15 protein-coding genes are annotated in these 24,948 nt (G+C 40.2%); 5 read left to right on the top strand and 10 right to left on the bottom strand.

What is annotated here, in order from left to right; all coding sequences use genetic code 11:
• Positions 1 to 2,028, bottom strand: a complete 2,028-nt coding sequence (locus ACPUEN_RS08115; RefSeq protein WP_425639584.1) for a thioredoxin domain-containing protein — start codon at positions 2,026 to 2,028, stop codon at positions 1 to 3.
• Positions 2,029 to 2,212: 184 nt separating this feature from the next.
• Positions 2,213 to 3,184, bottom strand: coding sequence for a GSCFA domain-containing protein (locus ACPUEN_RS08110; RefSeq protein WP_425639583.1), 972 nt, complete (start codon positions 3,182 to 3,184; stop codon positions 2,213 to 2,215).
• A gap of 282 nt (positions 3,185 to 3,466) precedes the next feature.
• Between ACPUEN_RS08110 and ACPUEN_RS08105 the strand changes: the two genes are divergently transcribed.
• Together ACPUEN_RS08105 and ACPUEN_RS08100 are read left to right on the top strand one after the other, a co-directional pair.
• On the top strand, positions 3,467 to 3,961 hold the full coding sequence (locus ACPUEN_RS08105) for an RNA polymerase sigma factor (protein WP_425639582.1): 495 nt from the start codon (positions 3,467 to 3,469) through the stop codon (positions 3,959 to 3,961).
• 3 nt (positions 3,962 to 3,964) lie between these two features.
• Complete coding sequence (locus ACPUEN_RS08100) at positions 3,965 to 4,558, top strand: hypothetical protein (protein WP_425639581.1); 594 nt, start codon at positions 3,965 to 3,967, stop codon at positions 4,556 to 4,558.
• Between the two features lie 94 nt (positions 4,559 to 4,652).
• Here ACPUEN_RS08100 and ACPUEN_RS08095 read toward each other — a convergent pair whose 3' ends face one another.
• Positions 4,653 to 5,399 (bottom strand): DUF1835 domain-containing protein, encoded by a 747-nt coding sequence (locus tag ACPUEN_RS08095; RefSeq protein WP_425639580.1) that lies wholly within the window; start codon positions 5,397 to 5,399, stop codon positions 4,653 to 4,655.
• Positions 5,400 to 5,406: 7 nt separating this feature from the next.
• Positions 5,407 to 5,823 (bottom strand): DUF1801 domain-containing protein, encoded by a 417-nt coding sequence (locus tag ACPUEN_RS08090; protein ID WP_425639579.1) that lies wholly within the window; start codon positions 5,821 to 5,823, stop codon positions 5,407 to 5,409.
• Between the two features lie 326 nt (positions 5,824 to 6,149).
• Between ACPUEN_RS08090 and ACPUEN_RS08085 the strand changes: the two genes are divergently transcribed.
• The 3 genes from ACPUEN_RS08085 to ACPUEN_RS08075 all read left to right on the top strand — a co-directional run bounded on the left by ACPUEN_RS08085 (position 6,150) and on the right by ACPUEN_RS08075 (position 13,617).
• Positions 6,150 to 8,555: a prolyl oligopeptidase family serine peptidase gene (locus ACPUEN_RS08085; RefSeq protein ID WP_425640169.1), complete on the top strand. Its 2,406-nt coding sequence runs from the start codon at positions 6,150 to 6,152 to the stop codon at positions 8,553 to 8,555.
• 424 nt (positions 8,556 to 8,979) lie between these two features.
• On the top strand, positions 8,980 to 12,114 hold the full coding sequence (locus ACPUEN_RS08080) for a SusC/RagA family TonB-linked outer membrane protein (RefSeq protein ID WP_425639578.1): 3,135 nt from the start codon (positions 8,980 to 8,982) through the stop codon (positions 12,112 to 12,114).
• A gap of 12 nt (positions 12,115 to 12,126) precedes the next feature.
• Positions 12,127 to 13,617: a RagB/SusD family nutrient uptake outer membrane protein gene (locus ACPUEN_RS08075; protein ID WP_425639577.1), complete on the top strand. Its 1,491-nt coding sequence runs from the start codon at positions 12,127 to 12,129 to the stop codon at positions 13,615 to 13,617.
• Between the two features lie 64 nt (positions 13,618 to 13,681).
• Here ACPUEN_RS08075 and ACPUEN_RS08070 read toward each other — a convergent pair whose 3' ends face one another.
• The 6 genes from ACPUEN_RS08070 to ACPUEN_RS08045 form a co-directional block, all read right to left on the bottom strand.
• Complete coding sequence (locus ACPUEN_RS08070) at positions 13,682 to 14,071, bottom strand: VOC family protein (protein WP_425639576.1); 390 nt, start codon at positions 14,069 to 14,071, stop codon at positions 13,682 to 13,684.
• 12 nt (positions 14,072 to 14,083) lie between these two features.
• Positions 14,084 to 16,156 carry a S9 family peptidase gene (locus ACPUEN_RS08065; RefSeq protein ID WP_425639575.1) on the bottom strand — a complete coding sequence of 691 codons (2,073 nt, stop codon included), beginning with the start codon at positions 16,154 to 16,156 and terminating at the stop codon, positions 14,084 to 14,086.
• A gap of 4 nt (positions 16,157 to 16,160) precedes the next feature.
• The gene (locus tag ACPUEN_RS08060; protein ID WP_425639574.1) at positions 16,161 to 17,468 is read right to left on the bottom strand and encodes a D-alanyl-D-alanine carboxypeptidase; all 1,308 of its coding nucleotides are present in this window, start codon (positions 17,466 to 17,468) and stop codon (positions 16,161 to 16,163) included.
• Between the two features lie 79 nt (positions 17,469 to 17,547).
• On the bottom strand, positions 17,548 to 18,960 hold the full coding sequence (locus tag ACPUEN_RS08055; RefSeq protein WP_425639573.1) for a SusD/RagB family nutrient-binding outer membrane lipoprotein: 1,413 nt from the start codon (positions 18,958 to 18,960) through the stop codon (positions 17,548 to 17,550).
• 19 nt (positions 18,961 to 18,979) lie between these two features.
• The gene (locus ACPUEN_RS08050; protein ID WP_425639572.1) at positions 18,980 to 22,066 is read right to left on the bottom strand and encodes a SusC/RagA family TonB-linked outer membrane protein; all 3,087 of its coding nucleotides are present in this window, start codon (positions 22,064 to 22,066) and stop codon (positions 18,980 to 18,982) included.
• 453 nt (positions 22,067 to 22,519) lie between these two features.
• Entirely contained in the window at positions 22,520 to 24,760 is a 2,241-nt protein-coding gene (locus tag ACPUEN_RS08045) for a sodium-translocating pyrophosphatase (protein ID WP_425639571.1), read from the bottom strand.
• Positions 24,761 to 24,948: the final 188 nt, after the last annotated feature.

The following is a 24,948-nucleotide window of genomic DNA, read 5'->3' as shown; positions in this document are numbered from 1 at the left end:
TTAAGCTAAATAGGGAAGTTGTGAAATCGCTTCTTCGTAAACACTCACTGGCTTTCGGCAGGCATGATCAAAGCACACATAAATTAAGGCATTTCCATCCGGATCAGGAGTTTTATCAGAGAGAATCGCGGCATTTTCTGTCAAACTTTCTGAGAAAGCCATAATCATATTAGGTGAGTAATTTTGTTGAAATTCCGTAGCCTTCTGCGAGGCTCCCTTTCCAACAATGGCGACTTCAGCAGTAGGGACTAGCTTTTCCAAAAATAAACTTGCCCAATTACATAGGAAGCCAGGTTCTTTTAAGATAAGTTCCTTCATGCCTCCGAGCATTTTTGAAGCGATTTCCGTGTACTTTTCTTCATAGGTGAAAAGCGACAGTCGATGGAGGTTCCTTGCCATGATCGAGTTGGACGCAGGAATTACATTATCGAAAAGCTCTTTTTTATTGGCGATTAGTTTTTCTGCTGTTGGATTGTTAAAGAAGAAAAATCCATCACTTTCATCGTAAAATTTTGCCAAACAGAAATCTGTCAATGACCTAGCAAAATCCAACCATCTAGCTTTCCCAGTTGCCTCAAATGCCATCATGGATGCACGGATCACTGCTGCATAGTCTTCCAAGAAACCAGGAGTATAAGCGCTTCCGTTTTTGTAAGCGCGGTGAAGCACGCCATCTATCAATAGTTTGTCCTGAAGAAATTCAAGATTTCTGATGGCCAAGTCTAGCATACTTTTTTCGCCAGTTGCATAAAATGCCTGAATCAATCCTAAGCTCATTAGTCCATTCCAGCCGCTTAGGATTTTATCATCTTTTCCAGGATAAATCCGCTGATTTCGGACTTCCAGAAGTTGCGCTTTTATCTCTTTTAATTTTGATTGAAATTCCACCAAACTCATCCCAAACTCTTTGGCGATGCTTTCTTCATCTTCTGTTTGGAAAAGTATGTTTACTCCGTCTTCCCAGTTACCACCTGGCTTAAGGTTGTAGAGCTTGCTAAACCAAGGCAGTTCTTCCGGAATCAATTCTTTCAATTCCTCATAGGTCCACACATAGAATTTACCTTCCACGCCTTCAGAATCTGCATCCTGAGCAGCATGAAATCCTCCTTCTCCGTTCAGCATTTCTGCTTCCAGCCATGCAACCGTTTCTGTGACTTTCTCTTTGAAAAACTCATCCTTACTCACTTGGTAAGCTTTTGCATACAATTCCAGCAGTTGACCATTGTCATAGAGCATCTTTTCAAAGTGTGGCGCAAACCACTCTCCATCCACAGAATAGCGTGCAAATCCACCTCTCAATTGATCGTAAATCCCGCCCATTCCTATCTTTTTCAAGGTGAAAAAGACCTTTTCCAGCATTGCTTCATTCTTGCTCAATACGGCATAGTCTAATATGAAATGCCAGATTGCAGGCATCGGGAATTTCGGAACCCGATTCATTCCGCCCCATTCTGAATCGAATTGAGCAATTATCTTGGTAGCGATCTCTGCAAGTTCATCAGCATCCAATTCCTGATTTCCAGCTGAAATCCCATATTTATCAGTTTCCCTACGATTAAGGCTAGTGCCAAATCCTTCGGCACTTTCCGCTAATTGATTCTCATGCTTTTCGAAGGCATCTGCAATGTTTGATAAAAGCCCTTTCCATTGCTGGTTTGGGAAATAAGTCCCTCCATAAAATGGTTTTTGATTTGGCATCAGAAATACATTTAACGGCCAGCCACCTTGCAATCCCATTGCCTGAACCGCATCCATATAGATATTGTCAATGTCAGGACGCTCTTCCCGGTCAATTTTGATGCAGACAAAATGAGCATTCATAATCTCTGCTGTAGCCTCATCTTCAAAGCTTTCCCGCTCCATCACATGGCACCAGTGGCAAGCCGAATAGCCAATGGAAACTAAAATTGGTTTGTTTTCACTTTTGGCTTTTTCTAGCGCTTCAGGACCCCAAGGCATCCAATCTACCGGATTGTGCGCGTGCTGTAGTAGGTAGGGGGATTGGGAGTGGAGGAGACGATTAGACATTTTGGATTGGAAAATTTTAAGATTGGAAGATTGAAAAATTATAGGTTTAAGATTAAGAGTTGGAAGGTGGTAAGATTGTAAAGTAAGACACAATGATTTTTAGATCTGCAAATTGACTGGGGTTTTAGGGTAGCCTAACACTAATTTTGAGCTCGTAAATCGTACTTCGTAATTCCCAAATAAATTATTCAAGCTGTTTTTGAACCATCACCATCTCTTCTGAAAAATCAAATTCCTCATTCAATCGTTCCAGCTTTTGGAGAAGATTCTGTAGAAATTTTTGATGGGCGTCACTTTTCGGATTGAGGGCACGATGGGCAAGTTCCAGTTTGATTTTTTGCAGCTCCTGATTTTTTGCTTGTGTTTCTTGGCTGAAATATGCCTTACTCCATTTTTCCCAGATGTAATTTTCCGCTTCCTCACTAGGGTGAATCAGATCAGCATTGTAAAAGCGATAGTCCCGCAATTCATCTATAAGTATTTCGTAGGCAGGGAAGTAAGTGATGTTATGGTGTCTTTTTTCTAACTCATTGCAAAGCACGCGTAGTAAGCTTTTGCTAAGTTGGTTTTCTGGAATCCCATCTTTAATGTGTCGGACTGGACTGACCGTTAGGATGATTTTTAAGTTTGGATAAACGCTAGAGAAATTTCCGAAAACGTGGCCCAAATGAAGAACCATCGCCTCCAGCGGTACCAGTTTTTTCTTAAACTGCTTCTGTGGGATTTTATGGCAATTGGCCACCCTTCCAAATTCTTCTGTCTCGTAAATCCAGGAGGTGCCAAACGTCAGGATTAGGTGTGTTCCTGTTTCTAGATACTCTTTCACTTCGGCTAGTTTTACGGCATATTTTTGCTCCAAATCTTCCTTAGAAAAACCTTGGAGATCAGAATGTGCCCCAAAATAGAAAAACACACCATCACGTTCGATTACCCCATTTTCTTCCATTTTGTCCTGAAAAAGCGCATGATTTAATAGGTCGCCTAGTATCATTGGGTGGAAGATTGTCCCAAAAGGATTGACCAGACAATTAATTTTAGAGTCAATCATCTTTTGACCTATAGTCTGCGCAAAGCAAGAACCCATACTCAGGACTTTGCTTTGATGAGAGATGGGGAATTGTGATTCAGGAATAGTGAATTCGGTGGACCATTGCATACCCGAAATTAAGGATTTGTGATGGATTGTTTTAATCACAGGCTGCACAAAGGTTTTGCAGAGGACGCAGTGGGTTTAGTAGAAATGGTTGTCCTGAATCTCTAGAAGTAGGACTTTATCCAAAATAAAAGCTACCGTTTGAAGCTAATCGAACAGTTCTGCGCTGTCATTTAGGTCCTCACGAATGGCTAAAACGCTATGTTTATAATATCTTCTAAAAATTTTTCACTCATTCTGTGATTTTTCTCCGAGATAAGAGACTAATAGAGTAAAAGAAGCCAAATGAACAAAGAGGAAGAATTTGTCAACCTTATCCATCAAAATCAAGGACTGATCTACAAGATCACTTCGATCTATACCCGTGATAGGTATGAGCAAGATGATTTGTATCAGGAGATTGTCTATCAGACTTGGAAGTCATTTGATAATTTCAAGAAAGCGGCTAAATCTAGCACCTGGCTGTATAGAGTGGGAATGAACACTGCGATTACGCATATGAATCGCTCAAAAAAACAACTGCAGGTTGTTCCACTTCAGGATCTAAAAATCCAGTTTTCTGAGCAAGGAGATTCTGAAAAGGAAGACAAAATACAGCAACTTTATACTCAGATCAGAAAACTAAATCTGCTTGATCGAGGGATCATCTTTCTCTTTTTGGAAGGCAAAAGTTATGATGAGATAGCTGAAATATCCGGTATCTCAGTAAGTAATGTAGGGACTCGAATGTCCCGAATCAAAGCAAAGTTAAAATCAGGAATCACCACACAAACCAACTAGACTATGGAACTCGAGGAAATGAAATCACTCTGGGCTGATCTAAGCTTGCAAGTCGAAAAACAGGATAAAATTCAAAAAGAACTACTGATGGAAATCACCAAACAGAAATTTAGAAGTAAAATGAATCGTATAAGAATTCCCGAAATAATAGGCTCATTGGTCTGTGTCGGCTATGCTATGTATTTTCTGTTCAGATTTGGAGACTTTGAATTGTGGTACAATCAGGTTTTTGCCTTGGTTGCAGTTTTTTTAATGATCGCTTTGCCAACAGCTAGTTTAACTGCCGTCAAAGGTATGCGGAACATTAGGATTGATTCAGAAGCTCCAGCAAAGCTGCTGGAAAAGTTTTCACAGGGCAAAATACGATTCTGGAAGGTACAGCGCTATGGGATGATTTTTGGAGCAATTCTGATGATCACTATTTTACCTCCCTTAATGGAGTTAAATGGCTCTGAAGAAATTGTATATAAACCATGGTTTTGGGGGATTTATGTACCTGGAGGATTGGTGTTTATTGTGCTATTTAGTCGCTGGGTGCTAAAAAAATACAGACGCGTGATGGATTCCTCCGAAGAAATGCTCAGAGAATTAGAATAAAAAAAGCTTAAAAGGCCAGACTGAGCGAAGTCGAAGTCAATTTTATTCCATTATTTCATTTCGGCTCCGCTCAATGTGACTGGTTCCTGTTTGCTTATTTTTTAACTTCTTCTTTCAATTCTTCCCAAAGGCGTTTTACCTGCAAATCCCCATATCCGTAAATGGCATGTTTGATATGAAATGCTCTGAAAATTTTACCAAAATCATCAGTATTCAATTGAGCTGCAATTTCCTTTAAGGCTTCTTTCGGCTTGCCAAGATATTCCCCATGAGGAATGGAATCTTTCCATGCTTCTACAGCTGGATAGAGGAAAGGTAATTCAGGAATGACCTGCTTAGAAAGCGTGATGGCTTCAGATACGTCGGGTCTCTCGTAAAGCTCCCACATGTGACTTAAAATGTGCTTCTCATTAGCAGTTAATAATTTCGCATCTCGATAGGCTTGCTCTAATTGCAATTGATTCATTCCTCCAAAACCTTCGATTAAATCTGTGGTAGGTGAGACCAAATAAACTGACCCTCTATGTTTTTTTAATAAATTCATCACAAACCACAAATTTACCTGACAAAACAGATCATTTTCAAACCAAAGATATACTTGCGTTTCCTGCGAAGCAGTTAAGATTTTCTCAAATTCAGGGACAACACTTTTGAAATACTCTCCTTCTGTAACACCATCGTAATTTTTTGAAAGATACTTATCTCGAATCACCCATAATTCTTCGATAGAATCTGCCTGGACTGGACCATCAACTAAGCATTCCCGAGCCACTGCAATTTCGCCACGAAGGCTAGCTGGAAATGAAGATGCTAAAGAATCACCATTTAATACGTGTAGCATGATTTTGTTATTGGTTATTGTTGTAGACTAAATTTATGGAAGTACGGATCATTTCCCTAAAAATCTCTTCATTAACATCTGACATTTTATTGATGTAGATACATCCCTTGGACTTCTTGAATTTACCAAGTTTTGCTAGGTAAGGTTCAATTTCTTCCTTAGAAAGCATGATATAAATAGACAAGGATTGCTTCCTAGGAGAGAAACCAACTGGAAACCAGTCCATTTCCTTTCCTGAAGAATACTTATAATTGAATTTACCAAAACCTACAATACTTGGCCCCCACATGACGGGTTTTTCGCCTGTTTCCTCTTGAAAAATTTTTAATAGTAGAAAGCCATCAGCTTTTCTAGTAGGATGTTCTATTGAATCGAGATAATCTGTTACAGATTCGTTTGTGGCTTTGGTTTTAAGTTCTGACATAAATTCTGTATTTGTTGGATTATTAAAATTGGGTTTGTAATTAACCAAAAAGGTACTTTTTTTTTGAGGTTTTATGGAAATTGGATGTGTATTTCCAATGCATTCCATAAAACCGTGATTTAAACTAATATTCAGCCTTCTATCTCAATCTAAATTTTGGTTTGAATTGTTTGTGGTATTTTTCAATAACCAAAATATAACACTATGAAATCGAGCATGATTGAAAAATCATACACCGGTATGACTGTAAACCCTGCGAGATTACATCTAGACATTGAAAATCAAATTAAACAAACATGAAACTAAGAGCTACTATAATCTATGCAATGGTAATTCTTCTGGGGGGGTCTTTCTTGGAAGTCTCAGCGCAGAGCACTTATCAAACTCCTCCTAAAGCAATAGCTGACTTGGTGAATGCGCCAAGTACGCCTTCAGTAAGATGGAGCAAAAACGGTGATTGGATGCTTCTCATGGAGCGTTCAGACAATCCTACTATTGAGCAGCTATCTCAACCTGAATTAAAAATTGCGGGAATGAGAATTAATCCTGCGACTTCTGGACCAAGTCGACAAATCGGAGTAGAAAACATTAAAATCAAGAAAACCCAATCAGGGGAAGAAATTCAAATCTCAGGATTACCAGCTCAACCAAACATGGGTGGGATGAGTATGTCTCATGATGAAAAATATATGACTTTCACGCAAACCGATTCTGACGGTGTTAGTCTCTGGTTAGTTGATTTGACTACCTTTTCTGCTAAAAAATTAACCGATAAGATCATCAATGATGTCTATGGAAATCCAATAGCATGGACTCCTGACAATAAATTGCTCGTAAAAGGGGTAAACCCAACACGTGGAGAAATCCCAAAAAGACCTTCTGCCCCTGCAGGTCCGATTATTCAGGAAACCACTGGAGATGCAGCACCGAGCAGAACCTATCAAGATCTGCTTGAGAATTCTTATGATGAAGCGCTTTTTGCCTACTTCATGGATTCTCAGTTGATGGAGGTTGATTTGGAAGGAAATAAGAAACCAATAGGTCCTTCAGGCATGATTAAATCAATGGATCTTTCACCTGATGGAAATTATATAATGGTGGATTTGATTAAGAAACCATTTTCTTATTTAGTGCCAGCGAGTAGATTTCCATACGATGTAGAGATCTGGACAATAGATGGGAAGAAAGTAAAGGTGTTGGCTGAGATTCCTTTGGATGAAAATAGACCAACTGGTTTTGATGCGACTGTGACTGGGCCTAGAAATATCAATTGGCGAGCGGACAAGCCTGCAATGTTATATTGGGTAGAGGCACAGGATGGCGGAGATGCTCGCGTTGAGATGGAAGAGCGAGAGATTGTCTTTACATTGGCTGCGCCGTTTGCAGGTTCCAAGCAAAAATTGGCAACTACTCCATATAGATTTGGTGGTATTATTTGGTCTGATGATTCTTTTGCAATCATGGGAGAGCGCTGGTCCAGAACCAGAATGGACAAGCGATCCATCATCAATCCTGCTAATCCTGCACAACCTAAGCAAGTCATCATAGAACGCTCCTCGGATGATTTGTACAATGATCCGGGCGATCCAGTGATGGTGGAGAATGAATTTGGAGAATATGTGATGCTTCGCAAAGGTGATTTGGTGTATATGACCAGTCCAGGTGGATCACCTGAAGGAGATATGCCTTATTTATCAACTTTCAATACCAAAACCAAGGAAGAAACCATCTTATGGAGATCGCAGGCACCATATTATGAGCGTGTAGCCAAAGTTTTGAATGATGATGCAACGGAGTTCATTACTATAAAGGAGAGTACAGATATTCAGCCAAATTACTGGTTGGTGAATACGAAAAAGAGAATTGCTCCACAGCAACTTACTTATTTTGAGAATCCATATGAATCTATCAAGGGTATTCAGAAGCAGTTGGTGACCTATGAAAGAAACGATGGACTGAATCTATCTGCGGTAATTTATACTCCAGAGGGTTTTGAACCAGGTAAAGATGCGCCATTACCAGTTTTGATGTGGGCCTATCCTCGTGAATACAAATCCAAAGAAGTTGCAGCTCAAGTACGAGGATCTCAATATGCTTTTACAAGAGTAAGTTCTGGTTCGCCGTTATTTTGGGTGACCCGCGGATATGCCATCATGGATAGAACTGAGATGCCAATCGTAGGTGAAGGAGACAAAGAACCAAATGATTACTTTATCGATCAGCTTGTGGCAAATGCGGAAGCCGCCATTGATGAGATCGTAGATCTTGGAATAGGTGATAGAGATAGAATAGCAGTGGGAGGTCACTCTTATGGTGCATTTATGACTGCCAACCTACTTTCACATACCAATCTATTTGCTGCCGGTATAGCTAGAAGTGGTGCCTATAACAGGACTTTGACTCCGTTTGGCTTCCAATATGAGCAAAGGACGTATTGGGAAGCCCCAGAAGTTTATTTCAATATGTCTCCATTCTCCTTCGCTCATAAAGTAGAAACACCAATCCTGTTACTTCATGGACAGGCTGACAACAACTCAGGGACTTTCCCTATCCAATCTGAGCGGTACTATAACGCACTAAAAGGTCATGGTGCAACTGCAAGACTTGTGTTTTTGCCTAATGAAAGTCATGGCTACGCTGCAAAAGAATCTATTAACCATATGTTATGGGAAATGGATAACTGGCTAGAGAAATATGTTAAGGAGAAAAATGTGGTAGATAGAGCCAAATAATATTCTTATCAAGAAATTGAAAAACCCTTTCTGAAGAATGATTCAGGGAGGGTTTTTCAATTTAGAGGCGATTTTTAAAAGGGAAATGGTCTGATTTTTCATTCATTTTCTACTGTGTTTTAAGTTGCTTTTTTATTTAAACGGCTTGCACATTTTATTTATATGAGGTTATTTTTGACCATTAAATAAAAAAAATATGAGTTTCTTTAAACTTCATGTTTATAAAACCCGGAAAAAAGCCAAAAATGTGTAAAAATTCAAAAATTTAGTTTTACACATATTTTGGAAAATGAGTTGATTTTTACGATTTGCCCAAAATCGCTTTTTCATCTGTCAATTTAAGAGTTCAGATTTAGTCAAATAATAGTTTAAAAATTAGCAGCCAACGGTGGCTGTGTTATGTGTTAACCTTTAATTAAAATTTATGAAAAAAACATTACTTAGTTTACTCTTGGGGTTGCTAGTAAGTGTTACAGCTTTTGCTCAAAGCAGAACTGTAACCGGAAAGCTAGTCTCAGCCGAAGACCCAGAAGGACTCATTGGAGTGAGTGTTTTGGTAAAAGGAACTACCATTGGGGCAGTATCAGATCTTGATGGTACATACTCAATCGAAGTACCGCAAGGATCTACAACTTTAGTGTTTAGCTACATTGGGTATCGCGCCCATGAAGAAGTAATTGGGAATAGAACTGTAATCAATGTGACTATGGAGTCAGATGTACAGAATCTAGACGAAGTAATTATTGTGGCTTATGGTACTGCAGACAAAGGAAACTTTACTGGGTCAGCAGTTTCTCTGAAAGGTGATCAAATTGCGAATCGTCCTATCAACAACGTAGCAAATGCAATTGAAGGTCAATCTCCAGGTGTAATCACTACATCTGCATCAGGTCAGCCAGGTTCTACTCCTGCTATTAGAATTAGAGGTATTGGTTCTGTGAACGCATCAAGTTCTCCACTTTATGTGGTGGATGGTGTTCCTTATGACGCCGCTATCTCCAACCTGAACCCTGAGGATATTGAGGATATGACTATCCTTAAAGATGCTTCTTCTACTGCGTTATATGGTTCTAGAGCAGCTAATGGTGTGATTATGATCACAACCAAAAAAGGTAAAAAGAACAAGTCTAACTTCTCTTTCAGAGTGCAGCAAGGTACTGCCAGCAGAGCACTTCCTGAATATGATAGAGTGAATGCTGATCAGTACTACCCTTTGGTTTGGGAATCACTAAGAAACAGTCGCCTTACAGGTGGAAATGACCTAGCTTCATCTAATACCTATGCATCGGAAAACTTGATTGAAGTATTAGGATACAATGTATATAATGTTCCTGACAATCAGATTGTTGGTACAGACGGTACATTGAATTCTTCTGCAGTAAATAACTTCCAAAGTCTTGATTGGTTTGACGACATAGTTGATAAAGGAGGTAGATCTGAATACAACATGACGTATAGCGGCGGATCTGGTAAAACTGATTATTTCGCTTCTGTCGGTTACCTAGATGAAAAAGGATTTATCGTTAATTCAGATTTTCAAAGATTTACAGGACGTTTGAATATCAATACTGAAGCCACTGATTGGTTCAAAACTGGTGTTAACCTTTCTGCTACAATGAGTGAAGGTAATAATGCGAGAACAGGTGGAAGTACTAGTTATGTGAACCCTATGTTCTTCGCTAGAAGCATGGGACCTATCTATCCTGTTTATGCACAAACACCAATGACGGGTGGTTATATTTTGGATGAATTTGGTGGAAGAGTATTTGACACTGGTGATTTAATAGGAATGGGTCTTCCAAGGAGAGGAACAGGAGGATCTCCGGGACGTCACGCCTATCAAGAAGCCTTGCTTAACGTGGATCAGTATGATAGAGATGTGATTTCAGCCCGTGCTTTCGCTGAAGTTACTTTCTTAAAGCACTTTGCATTAAGAACGAATATCGCAACTGATGTGACTTCTTTCCTAGACATAGGTTATGATAACCCAATCGTAGGTGATGGAGCTCCAGCTGGACGTTCCAACCGATCTAATTCTAGAACTAATTCATACACTTTCAACCAGTTATTGACTTATACAAATACTTTTAATGAAAAGCATTTTGTTGAAGTATTGGTGGGTCATGAGAACTACGATTATAAATTAAATTTCCAGTCTCTAGCTAAGCAGGATCAAATCTTGGCAGGTAATATTGAGCCAGGAAACTTTGTGACTATTAGTTCTGCAAATGGTAGAGTAGATAGAGACAGAATTGAATCTGTGTTTTCAAGAGTAAATTATGTTTTTGATGACAAGTATTCTATTTCGGGATCATATAGAACTGATGGATCTTCTAGATTTTATGAAGATGTGAGATGGGGTACTTTCTACTCTGCAGGTGCAGCTTGGAATATTGACAAAGAATCATTCTTTGATGTGCCTTTCTTCGATATGTTGAAATTGAGAGCTTCATATGGTGAAGTTGGTAACAATTCTATCGGAGGTCTTTATCCTTGGCAAGCACTTTATGACTTAGGTTTCAATAATGCTTCTGAGCCAGGTATTCTTCAGGCTAGCCTTGCTGCTGAGGATCTTGAGTGGGAATCTAATAACACCTATGACATAGGATTGGATTTTGCCTTTGGACGTAGATTCTCTGGTACGTTGGAATACTACAGCAGAGAGTCTCAAAACTTGCTTTTTGACGTGCCATTATCATTGACTACTGGTCTTTCTAGCAGATCTCAAAATATTGGTACTCTTGCGAATACAGGTATTGAATTCAGTATTCAAGGCGATCTTGTCAGAAGCAATGATTTCAGATGGACGGCAAGCTTAAACGTTTCGACTTTCAAAAATGAGTTCAAAAAACTTCCTTTCGAAGAGCAGATCACTGGAACCAAGAAGTTGATGGTAGGTAAATCTATCTATGACTACTGGCTAAGAGAGTGGATGGGTGTAGATCCAGCAACTGGAGAGGGTCTTTACAGAGCAGAGGAATATGCTGAGGACGATGCTACTACTAGAATCGTGGGCCAAGATACTGTAACTACTCGTCAGAATAACGCAAAGTATCACTACGCTGGAACTTCAATTCCTGATTTCTTCGGTGGGGTTACTAACACGTTTACATACAAAGGTTTCTCTTTAAATGTTTTGGTGTCTTATTCAGTAGGCGGAAAAATATATGACGGGGTTTATGCTAGCTTGATGACTGCTGATCCTGATGGAAATGCCCTTCATGTAGATGCATTAAATAGATGGCAAGAACCAGGTGACATCACCGATGTTCCTAAGATGGATGTAACAGGAGCTGCACAAACAAATGCTGGATCTGACAGATGGTTGATTGATGGTTCATATCTGAACTTAAGGTCTATAAACCTGAGCTATAATCTGCCTAAGTCTTTGTTACAGAGAATCAGCGTAGCAGGTGCTAGTGTATATGTAGCTGGCGAGAATCTAGGATGGATGTCTAATAGAAAAGGAATGTACGTGTCTGGTAATTTTGCTGGTACTACATCAAACACTTATACTCCTGCAAGAACCTTTACGGTTGGTCTTAATGTCAACCTTTAATCTGAGATAATTATGAAGAAGATATTTAAATCAATAGTTATAGTTGCGCTTTTAATGAACTTTAGCTGCGCGGATGATTATTTGGATACGATTCCAACAGATGCAGTTTCTGCCTCTGCGGTGTTTACCTCTACTCAAAATGCTATGGCGGCTTTGAATGGTATTCACAGAATGTTGCTATTAAGATTTGATAGCCAAGGTCAAGCTGCTGAAGGAGCAGTGATGATTATGCGTGATGTTTTGGCTGATGATGTGGTCATGACTACCACTGGTAATGGTTGGTATGTTTCTATCTGTAGATGGCAGAACCTTAACTTAGAGACAAGTGGTGATACTCGTTTTGTTTGGAGATATTACTATAAGATAATTGGTAATGCCAACATGATCCTACAGGGCATTGAAGCTGCATCTGGCCCTCAATCTGAAAAAGATGAAATTACTGGCCAGGCATTAGCTTACAGAGCATGGGCTCATTTCAACTTGGTGCAATTGTATGCACAGCGCTATGATGCTGCAGGCGGCAACAGCCAAATGGGAGTTCCAATTGTAACTGAGCCGATCACTGAAGGTGGTGCGAGAAATACAGTTGAGGAAGTATATACGCAAATCAACGCAGATCTTGATGCTGCAATTGCTCTACTAGACGAAAGCAGAAATGCTAAATCACACCTGAATATCAATGTGGTAAAAGGTATCAAAGCTAGGGTAGCTGCTACACAAGGTAAGTTTGGATTGGCTGCTACACTTGCAAAAGAAGCGAGAGCTGGCTATTCGTTAATGTCACAAAGTGCTCTTTATGAGGGATTCAATAATACGGATAATGTTGAGTGGATCTGGGGTAGTCGTCAAGTAGATGATCAGCAAACTTTCTTTGCTTCTTACTTTGCATACATGTCGTTGAATTTCAGCTCAACTAACATCAGAAACAATCCAAAGGCTATCAATAGCATGCTTTATGATATGATTCCTGATACAGATGCTAGAAAAGGCCTTTGGGATCCAAATGCTTCTGATCCTGCTTTGAGAGATCCTTTCATTGATGAGATGACGCTTTCTAGTTTCTCGAAAAGAGACTACATGAACCGTAAATTCCTTGCTCAAGGAAACGCATCCTCCGTAGGTGATGTTCCTTACATGAGAGCAGCGGAAATGATCTTGCTTGAGGCTGAGTCTTTGGCTAGAACTGGTAATGACTCAGATGCTGCAGACGTTCTATTTGAGCTTGTATCTGCTAGAGATGACGCCTATACTAGGTCAACTAACACTGGCCAGGCACTTATCGATGAGATCATGACTCAAAGAAGAATTGAGCTTTGGGGTGAGGGTTTCAGATTCTATGACTTGAAGCGTCTTAACCTACCTTTGGACAGAACTGGTGCAAACCATGTAGAATCTGTAATCAACGGTAAATTTGAAGAGCCTGCCGGAACTAACGCTTGGCAGTGGGCAATTCCAATTGATGAGTTGAACGCAAATGATTTAATGGTTCAAAATCCTTTTTAAGGATTAGTAATAAAAATGAAAGCCCGAGGAAATTTCCTCGGGTTTTTTTATGCTCGATAGAATTCTATACTTCGTAAAATTCTATTGGTAACAGATCAGGGTCTGCTATAAATGTGAATCGCTTTCCAGTCAATTTATCCACCCGAATGGGTTCTGAGCTGACTTTATTCTTTGAAAGATCAAGGATACATTCTTCTATATCGGCTACCGCAAACGCTAAATGCCTTAACCCTACAGCTTCTGGTCGGGAAATCCGATCTGGTGGTGATGGAAAGGAAAACAATGCGATTAGGTACTGGCCATTTAAGCTGAGGTCAAGTTTGTATGAGTCTCTTTCTTTACGATATACCTCTCTGATTATTTCAAGACCGAGAATTTCGGTGTAGAACTTTTTTGATCGCTCATAATCACTGCAGATAATAGCTGTATGATGGATATTTTGTAGCTGAAGCATTTGATACGCGAATTAATCCATTAAATGTTTTTTCAGGAAGTCAGCAGTCGCTTGATCCACTCTGATCATATTTGACCACTTCATCCAGTGATGCGTGTCACCGGGAATCAGAATAGATTCGTAGGGTTTTCCCATTTCTTCAAATCTCCGGATCATATCAGCAGTCTGACTTACACCTACATTTCTATCGTCGTCCGCGTGAATAAAAAGTACAGGTGAAGTCCAAGTTTTCAAATCAGCCATAGGAGAAGACTCCCAAGCAATCTTTTTGGCTTTGTCTAAGTCAGGAGCAACTTCATAGGTTTCTGGGAGATCATATCGTCCATCCAAATCATGTACACCGTGAATATCCACTCCGACTTTGAAAAGTTCTGAGTCTCTTGCCAAAGCCAATGCAGTCAAATACCCTCCATAACTCCCTCCGTAAACCCCAATTTTTTCACCATCAACTTGGGGTAAAGCTGCAAGGTATTCGCCACCTGCTTTAATGTCCTGATACTCAACAGCACCTTGATAATAACCATATGCAGGTCTGTGAAACTCAAAGCCATAACCTATTCCTAAACGATAGTTAACTGATAAAACCACAAATCCAAGCTCAGCCAAATATTGATTCAGCGCGTAGGTATTGGAATAGTAATCCATGTAGCTCCATCCCAAAAGCATCTGTCGCTGAGGACCGCCATGGGCGAAAATCACCCCAGGTTTCTTAGCTGCTCCACCTTCTTTTTCGAATAGCTGACCATAAACTGTGGTTCCATCCGGTGCTGTGAATTTTACTTGTTTGGGCACGACTAGCGAAGTCTGTGGGAAATCTGATGGAATGATAGATTCTTGAAGCAATTTTGTGTTATTACCATCATTTAGTGCAATCAGATGAGGGCGTTGTGCTGTGGCGCTGAAATAGGCTTTCTTGCCAGTATTTCCAATCCAAACTGGATAGGCTTCTATACCTGTTCCATTGGTTTCCCAAGTCAGCTTTTTGCTTGCAATATCAATTGTCCCAATATGTCTTCGATCAATGTCTTCAGGGGCGGGACCATTGTTTGCTGAAAAGATCAACTTGGATTTATCTGGGCTGATTTTAACCTGCTCTACCATATAGTCTCCAGGTGTCAATAAGGTAGTTTTTCCAGAAGTGACTTCAAGAGAATACAGGTGTTGCCAACCATCTTCGTAGGATTGGAAAATTAAATTCCCATCCGCACTGAAGGAGAAAAAGGGATAAGAATAGGAACCTCTCAGCGTCTCTGGTGCTTTCCAAAGCTTTTTAGCAGTACCTTTTGAAACATCTGCTAGCCAGATTTCCCAAGGAGTATGCCTGGGTTCTAGGACAGGATATTCAGCTCCTTGTCCTCCTTGACGTCTGATGAATGCGATTTGCTCTCCATTGGGTGACCATATTGGCAGTGCATCGCGATGAAACGATGGCGAAATCCATTGGATCGCAGTCGAATCATTTTGATAAATTCCTATTAAAGAATGAGAGCCTCTATTTGAGACAAATACCACCTTATTTCCGTCTGGTGAATATTGCGCATAATTCACATTCCCTTTCACTTCAAAAAGCTGTTTGGGTTCTTCCATGTTATGTGCATTTGCTGTCCAAACTTGTCCGTTCTTTAGAAATAAAATCTCAGCATGTGCACCTAAACTAAAATCATCGCCTTGCACAATATCTTCTACCATTCCTGATGCTAGGTTAATAGCCTTGATTTCTACTTTAGGTAATTTTGGGAGATTCTGTACATTCACTGTGGAGGAAGCATTGCCACCTCCATGATCTCCCCCGCGCACAAAAACCAACCATTCTCCGTCAGGAGTAAATTGCAAACTGCTGATTTCTTGCCCATCATCTTTGTTGAATTGAGTCAGTTTTTGAGGTTCAAAAGCTGGTCCTTCAGCGAAGTAAATGTTTCGCTTTCCCTGTTCATTCATTGCCCAGGCTATTTTTTCTCCAGTGGGAGAGGAGGTAAGCTCAGATGGAAAGCTGAATTTCCCCACTTGCTCCATAGTGAAGGATTGGGAAAAAGCCAAACCAGAAAATAATGATACTAGTAAAATAATAAGAGAGGTCTTTTTCATGCGATTAATACGTATCATGGATAAAATAAAGCACTTTTGTAAGCTCGGTTTTTAATTCATTACCAGAAATAGCATAGTTATTCATCAGGCAGGAGAAGTGTAGGATCTTTCCACTTTTGGTGATCAGATAACCACTGAGTGCATTACTCATGGATAGTGTACCGGTTTTCGCATAGATATATGGTGGCTGTCCTTCATCAGATGGATACCAGTTTCTGATTGTGCCTGATTCTCCGCCTGCTGGGAAGTAAGCCTTTATTTTATCCATAGGCACTTCTGCACGTATTTTTCCCAATAAGGCTATGATACTTCTGGGAGTAAACATGTTTTTGGAAGAGAGACCAGATCCGTCCACCCAAATAGGGTCATCCGGCAAGTCAGCTAACAGGTTTTCTTTTGCGTAAGCAATGGCATCTGAAGTACTCAGTTTGTTATCCAATTGATCTGATACTAAAAGCAAAAGCTGCTCAGCTAAGAAATTATCAGAGATTTTCATCATCTGGGAATAGATACTATCTGCTGCTGCGGTGAGTAATTTCTTCGGTTCTTCGGAAAAGTAGTTGGTGTTTGTAATGACCGTTATTTTTTTTTCAACTTCTTCAGAAAGTAATTGAGCTGCAAAATCAGCTGAGGTAATAAAGGGAATATCGGTTTCAAATCTTTTGTCTTTAGCATCAGCAGTTACAAAGTAGGAAAACTTGTTTTCTAGATGATCTCGACGGAAGCTTGAGCTTGAACTACCTCTAGGCTCAATAAGCTGCAAAGAAGATTCAAATCGTGGCGGATAAATAGTGAAGGTGCTGTCTCCTTCATCTTTTGCGAAGCGCACAATATCTCCATAAACCGGCATCGCAGCGCGCTCAGCTGCATAGTAGGCATTGTACCAGTCCCATGACCAGCCTGATCCGAATGCTGAGACCTGATCAAAGTTATCTAAGAGATACAGAGGTTTAGTTTGTGCTTTGAGAAACTCAACTGCCTTGGTGTTTTTTAAATCCGGATGAAGCAAACTTGGGTCGCCTGTTCCCCAGAATATAAGAGAATCAGCTTTTTCCAGATAGTTTAGGCCATTTACCAAACTATCGCCCAGGATGGTGTAGGAGGTGTAAAATGTAAAAAGTTTGGTGTTGGAAGCGGGAATAAAATACTTATCTGAATTAATATCCACAAGTACTTTGTCCTTCACAGGGTCAACAAGCATAAAGCCCAAATGGCCTTGATTGAAGATGTCAGATTTGGTTAGAGACTTATTGATCCGCTGAACTGTGCAAGAGCTCAGTAGTATCAATACGGCGATTAATAGGTTTTTCATGTGTTGTGCGTTGTGGTCTTAAGTTAAATAAAAAAGTCTCCCATCTTACGATAGGAGACTTAGTAAAAGGGTTAAGGATTTATTGGTCCCACCAGATTCTGTCGAGAAGTGAAACCGAAGGGACGTTAGATCCATTTCTGCTTATTTCACTGTCTGGGTAAGCCAATCTTCTAATGTATTCATTACCTAAATCCGGATTTAAGTTTTCTGGAAGTGTCATGTCCTTGTAGGCATAATCAAATCTTCTGGCATCATTCCAAGTTTCTGGATGAAGGAATAACGCTACGTATTTTTCCTTGAAAATATCTGCTATAGTCAAAGCGTCAGCTCCCATGCTTACACTTGCATCTGCAAGGTACGCTGCTTTCTCAACTGCGGGAACACTTAGCATGTCCATATGTGCATTTATTCCTTCTAGGTAGGCAGCGTATGCTGCAGCTTTATCGGTATCAAATGCTGCTTCTGCTTCTATGAATTTTAACTCAGCATAGGTGGCAATTAATAAAGGGGCTTGTCTAGAAGTGTAATATTGACCTTCTACCAACGTAGAACGGGCACCTTGTTCAGGAGCATTTCCACGACCTGCGCCATTTACAGTACCAATAAACTCTCCATCATCAGTAGTTCCCACCATCAGCTTCAATCTAGGATCTACGGTAGGATAAGAAGTACCATCCAAAGCTTCTATAAATTGCTCTGAAATCCAGCCTGTCAATAGCAAGTTTGCATTGTTAATTGCATCCTGAGCCCATGGGTTGAAACGCTGCTCAAAGAACGTAACTGATGCATTATCAGCATTTGAATCGAATCCATTTGCTGCTGCGGCAAGTACCTCTGAAGCACTGTATCCTGATGATCCTTTCATATGGATCATGTAGCGAGCTTTTAGCGTGTAAGCAAACTTCAGCCATAAATCTATATCTCCACCATAAATGAAATCGTCATTTCCAATTGAAGTACTAGACTCCCTGTTCAAATTTGAAATTCCTTGATCTAGTAGACTCATGACATTACCGTAAAGTACCTGATCATCGTCATATGCTGGTGTTACAGTGCTAAAGTTGAAACTTTCAGAAAATGGCACATCACCAAAAAGGTCAACTGTCATTCCAAGGTTCATAGCCATTAATACCTGGCCAGCTCCCAGGTATTGAAATGCACCTTCAGCTTCAGCCTTTTCATTCATGGTATAAAGGTCAGTCATTACATTATATAGACTGAACCACATACTGCTGAAGTTAAGCGGATCCATGGTATCAGAGCCACTTGCTGGGTTCGGGGATGCCAAGTATTGTACGTAATTGCTAACGGCGCTACCTTCTCTATAGACATTCAAGCTAGTTTCGTAGGTAATGTTGGTCATCAGACCAGAGATAGGAGCATCCTGCGGATTGTTTGGGTTCTCATTGACATCCAAATATGAATCACAAGCCGAGGCTGTAAGAATCATGGATGTTCCCAAAACTGCTTTTATTTTATTATTGAATTTCATGTTTCTGTTGGTTTAGTGGTTATAGACCTAAATTCAAAGTGACGAAATAGCTCTGTACACCTGGGAAACCTAGCCCAGTGAATCCTATTGCATTTCCACCTGCTCCAGCAGAGAAGGACTCTGGGTCAAACCCATCCCAAGGGGTTGATAGGATGATATTATTCGCGGCTAGAGAAATTCTGGCAGATCTAAATGGAGTTTTGTCTAATACCTCTGGCTGTAAGCTGTAGGCTAAGGTGATGTTTCTTAGCTTGATGAAGCTTGCATCATTCACGAAGTTTTCAGAAACACCTCTGTAGTAGTTTCTCCAGTAGCCAGCTCCATAATTTACTCCGTCAGGACCAATTCCTTGACCAAGCCAAACTTCTTTGGTGTTTTGTGATCCATCAGCAAGTACTCCAGGGAATACTACGGTGTCATTTCTTCTATTGGAATCTTCCTGCTTACCAAATGCAGATAGGAAGTTGCCAAACTGGTCATATTGCTCTAATCCTGCTCTGAAATCGACAAGGAAAGAAAGTTCAAGACCCTTGTATGTGAATTGATTTCTCAAACCACCAAAGAATTTTGGAACAGCATTACCAAGAATGATCTGATTACCTGTCCTAACTGGGAATCCATTAGCACCAATTTGTTGGGTTAGCCCTCTATCCAATTCAGTTGCTCCTTCAGGTATGCCAGGTCTGATATAATAGCTCCCTGAGATATTTCCATATGCTTCTCCTTCTCTTAAAATCATTGTAACTGTAGATCCGGCATATCCGAACTGGCTACCCACTACGATTTGATCAATTCCTTCACGGATTGATTTTACTTCATTCGTATTGGTTGTGAGGTTGGCAGTAACATCCCATTTGAAATCTGCAGTTTCAATAGGAGAGCCTCCAAGTACGATTTCAAATCCTCTATTTTCGATTTCACCTGCATTGGTGATATAAGAAGAGAAACCAGTTGCATCTGAAATCGGAACTGGGATTATCTGATCCGCAGCATTTGACTTATAATAAGTCACGTCCAAATTCAATCTATTATTGAAGAAGGCCAATTGAGTACCAAATTCAACAGAAGTTGTACTCTCAGGCCTAAGAGCTGGATCGCCAAATACAGAGTTTTTAGAGAAACCAACCTGCCCATTCAATGGGAAAATAGATGGTGATACAAATGTTGCTCCCAAGATATGAGGGTTAGTATCTTTACCTACTTGTGCCCAAGAAGCTCTCAGTTTTCCAAAAGTAAACCAGGAAGGTAAATCCAGGTTCTCACTAAACACATATCCTAAGTTTACTGATGGGTAAAAGAAGGAGTTATTTTCCTTAGGCAGGGTAGAGGAGATGTCATTTCTGCCCGTTATGTTTAAAAACAAGAAGTTTTTATAATCCACCATTAAGTCACCATAGAAACCTACCAGTCTTCTGATGCTTTTGCCCTGACTTGCAAATATTTGAGTAGTATTGCTGAGGTTGTAGAATCCAGGGATTACAAAGTTTGAGCCTGATGCTGATACTCTGTCATACCTTCTTTGGAATACATCATTACCTAATCTCAATTGCGTATTCCAATCGCTGTTCCATTGTTTTTTTAAAGTAATGTAGAAATTGGAATTTAAGTCTTTACTGTTAATTCGAGTTTCTTCCATATTTCCAGTAGAGCTTAATGCTAGTTCACCATCGATGCCCATTGGACCAGGAGTGATTTCTGTACGACTGTCTGCATAAAAATCAGTACCTAGTCTATATGAGAACATTAACCAGTCAGTAGGGCTGTAATTCAGGTTAATATTTCCTATCACCCTATTTACATCATCCTCATAGGTTGCAAATCGTGCATCATAGATTGGGTTGGTATTACCATATGTCTTCATGGTACCATCTTCGTTGATATAGTCTGTTACATCTGTTGTCTCTGACCAATACATCATTCTTTCAAGAAATCTATCGTGAGGCACTCTATTTCCACCTGAATTTGAGTAGTTCACAGAACCAGAGAAATTAAACTTCTCACTCATTTTCACAGTTCCCGAGAGTTTGGCTGTCGTTCTACCCCAAGTAGAAAAAGGAATAATACCCTCTTGGTCTAGTCGGCCAAAAGATCCATAAAAAGTAGCTTTTTCGTTGCCACCAGAAATACTGACGCTATTATCAATGGTAGTTCCCGTGTTGAATGCATTGGTCCAATTGTCCTGATAAACATAGTTTGGGTCGTTTTCCTCGGCGATATTTGCTCCCCATGAAGGCCAGAAGCTAGAATCATCTCTTTCCCCACTGAATCCTTGACCGTATTGGTCTTGAAGCGCCGGCTTTTTAACTAATTGATCAACACCGAATGAGCTTGATACATTTACTTGAACCTGGCCGACTTTACCTTTTTTGGTGGTAATGATTACTGCGCCGTTTGCAGCACGTACACCGTATAAAGCTGTCGCTGCCGCACCCTTTAGTACAGACATAGTCTCGATATCATTTGGGTTGATATCAGCGATTCTATTGGTCATACCTCTAGGGGTACCTGAAGATTCTACAGTAGAGTTATCTACTGGAACACCATCTACTACGAATAGCGGTTGGTTATCTGCACTTGGATCCAGCGAGTTTATACCTCTAATGATAATTCTAGCTGATTGACCTGGAGCTCCGCCGGAGTTGGTTACTTGCACACCAGCAACCTGTCCTTGCAATGCATTAACTATATTCGGTTGCTTGGAAGTTGTAATTGCTTCAGAATCGATGCTTTGAGCTGCATAGCCCAATGATTTTTTCTCTTGGGAAATACCAAAAGCTGTGACAATAAATTCATCCAGATCAGAAGCAGAAGTTGCTAATGCAACATTTATAGTTGATTGTGAACCTACTGTTAGACTTTTTGAATCAAAGCCTATAAAAGAGAAAACCAATATGGCATCTGCATTCGGGACATCTATGGTATAATTACCATCGAGGTCTGTTACAGCACCTGTATTGGTACCTTGGATCAAAACACTAGCTCCTGGAAGTGGCTCGCCATCTTCCTGAGCTGTTACTTTTCCTTTTACCGTTTGCTGGGCATAGAGTGGTATACTCGCCAGAAACCCTAAAAGAAAAAGCAAGGTCATTGCGTAGTTTTTCTTCATTTGTTTTTTGTTTATAGATTAAAATTGGTTTTGCTTTAAATTCTTGCAGTTCCTTGCATTTTTTTTCAGAGCAAAAAGCAAAGGAAATATTCAATATTTGGCAGATTAGATTATATATTATTGATTTATAGTGCTTTAAATGCTATGTGACCATAACTCTTCATTTTAACCACTTTTGCGATATTGCACTAAAATCGAACAGTTTAGAAGGCCTTTCACTACCATCGTTGCATAAATTACGGATAATAGATTATTTATTTCAATTTTTCCGCACTGATTTTCATCAATTTGTTAATAATTTCTTTCGACTTCAATAATATTTGCTTTTGCTTGTTTATGCTGTATTAAATTTTGTATTCAAGCAATTCAATGCTAACTCCTTTATTCATAGGCATAAAAAAAAGACTGCCTCAGTTAAGGCAGCCTTTCAGGTATCTTTTAAAAGTGTGGTGTTTAATCCACCGTCTTTATTTCCTTGATGGTTTCTGTGACTACTTTCTTTCCATCTTCATATTTGATTTCTTTTTTGATTTCAACTTTATCAGAAATAGCTCCAGAATGTGGGCTTTGGCTGATATGTGGTGCAATGACCAAAGCGACAATTGACATCAATTTGATCAGGATGTTCATGGATGGTCCTGAAGTATCCTTGAAAGGATCGCCTACGGTATCACCCGTCACAGAAGCTTTGTGAGGCTCGGACTTTTTGTAGTACATTTCTCCATTGATCTCCACTCCTTTTTCAAAGGATTTTTTAGCATTATCCCAAGCTCCTCCTGCATTGGATTGGAACATTCCCATCAGAACCCCTGAGACGGTCACACCAGCAAGTAGCCCTCCGAGCATTTCTGCTGAGGATACCTGCTCGAAAACGTCTTTGAAACCAAAGCCAACGAGGATAGGCGTAATCAATGCGATGGCACCGGGTAGTAACATTTCTCTTAGCGATGCCTTAGTAGAGATCTCCACGCACTTGTCGTACTCGGGCTTAGCTTTGTATTCCATGATACCAGGAATCTCTCTAAACTGACGTCTTACTTCATTTACCATATCCATGGCTGCTCGGCCCACTGCTGCGATAGCTAGTGATGAGAAAATGAATGGAATCATACCGCCTACGAATAATGCAGCCAGTACTGGTGCTTTGAAAATATCAATTGCATCAATTCCTGCTACTCCCACAAAGGCAGCGAATAGAGCAAGTGAAGTCAAGGCAGCTGAAGCAATTGCAAATCCTTTTCCTGATGCAGCGGTAGTATTTCCTACTGCATCTAAAATATCTGTACGATCTCGAACCTCTTCCGGAAGCTGGCTCATCTCAGCAATACCACCTGCATTATCTGCGATTGGGCCAAAGGCATCGATCGCAAGTTGCATAGCAGTAGTTGCCATCATTCCTGCTGCTGCAATAGCTACTCCATAAAGACCTGCAAATGCATAAGATCCCATTATACCTCCTGCCAAAACAAGAATAGGAAGTACTGTAGATTCCATACCAACTGCCAAACCTGCGATGATATTCGTCGCATGTCCAGTGGCTGATTGTTGAATAATAGATTTAACTGGGCGCTTACCCATTGCTGTGTAATATTCCGTGATGATACTCATCAGAGTACCTACTATTAATCCTAGGATGATTGCATAGAATACATCCATATTCGTGAAGTCGTATCCACGAATAGAGAGAGTCTCTGGAAGCATGTATTTGACAACAAAAAATGAAGCAATTCCTGTAAATACAATAGAAGACCAGTTACCCATATTCAACGCATGCTGCACGTCACCTTTGTCATTTTTGATCGTCACGAAGAACATTCCTAGGATAGAGAAAACGATTCCCAAGCCTGCCAAAACCATTGGAAGTAGGATAGGGGCAATGCCTCCAAAATTATCAATTGAAACAATTTCACGTCCCAAGACCATAGTCGCAAGAATTGTAGCTACATAAGAGCCAAACAAATCAGCTCCCATTCCAGCTACGTCACCTACGTTGTCTCCTACGTTATCAGCAATAGTGGCAGGGTTTCTTACGTCATCCTCTGGAATTCCTGCTTCTACTTTTCCTACCAAATCAGCTCCAACGTCAGCAGCTTTGGTATAGATTCCACCACCTACTCTTGCAAAAAGAGCTATTGATTCAGCTCCTAATGAGAATCCTGCAAGTACCTCAAGTGCTTTTTCCATTTCTACCCCATTCACTCCTGCACCTACACTTTGCACATATAAGTGATAGAATAAAATAAAGAGTGAACCCAGACCCAAAACGGCTAAGCCTGCTACTCCAAGTCCCATTACAGAACCGCCCGTAAAGGATACTTTAAGTGCATGCTTTAAGCTAGTTCTTGCGGCTTGAGTAGTACGCACATTCGCTTTTGTAGCGATATTCATTCCTATATATCCAGCGAAAGCTGAAAAAACAGCGCCAATCAGGAAGGAAATGGCGATAACAGGACTAGATGTCTCCACAGCTGTACCAGACCATGCTAAAAGTATTACTGCAATGACAGCAAAATAAGAAAGGACTTTCCATTCAGCTTTTAAGAATGCCATGGCTCCGTCTGCAATATATCCAGCAAGCTCCATCATATTCTTGTCACCAGTTTCCTGCTTAGTCACCCAAGCAGATTTAATGGCCATCACAATCAGGCCCACCAGTCCCAGCGCAGGGACTACATAAATTAAAGCTTGTTCCATAAAGTAATTCTTACAGTTATTTTGAGAATGATAATTGAGCAAATATATAACTTCTCAATTACCGACCAATTGCAGATTATTATAGCTTAAATTGCTGTTTTTGAAGAATTTATTGATGATTAAGCAAAGAATTTGTGGTTTAGCCATGTTTAGTGATGGAAAATGCGGGGAATGATAGAATATGTGTA

The organism is Algoriphagus yeomjeoni (assembly GCF_049821175.1).
GTDB classification, from domain to species: domain Bacteria; phylum Bacteroidota; class Bacteroidia; order Cytophagales; family Cyclobacteriaceae; genus Algoriphagus; species Algoriphagus yeomjeoni_A.
The sequence above is the reverse complement of the archived record's forward strand: the minus strand, read 5'-3'. Positions and strand labels throughout refer to the sequence as shown.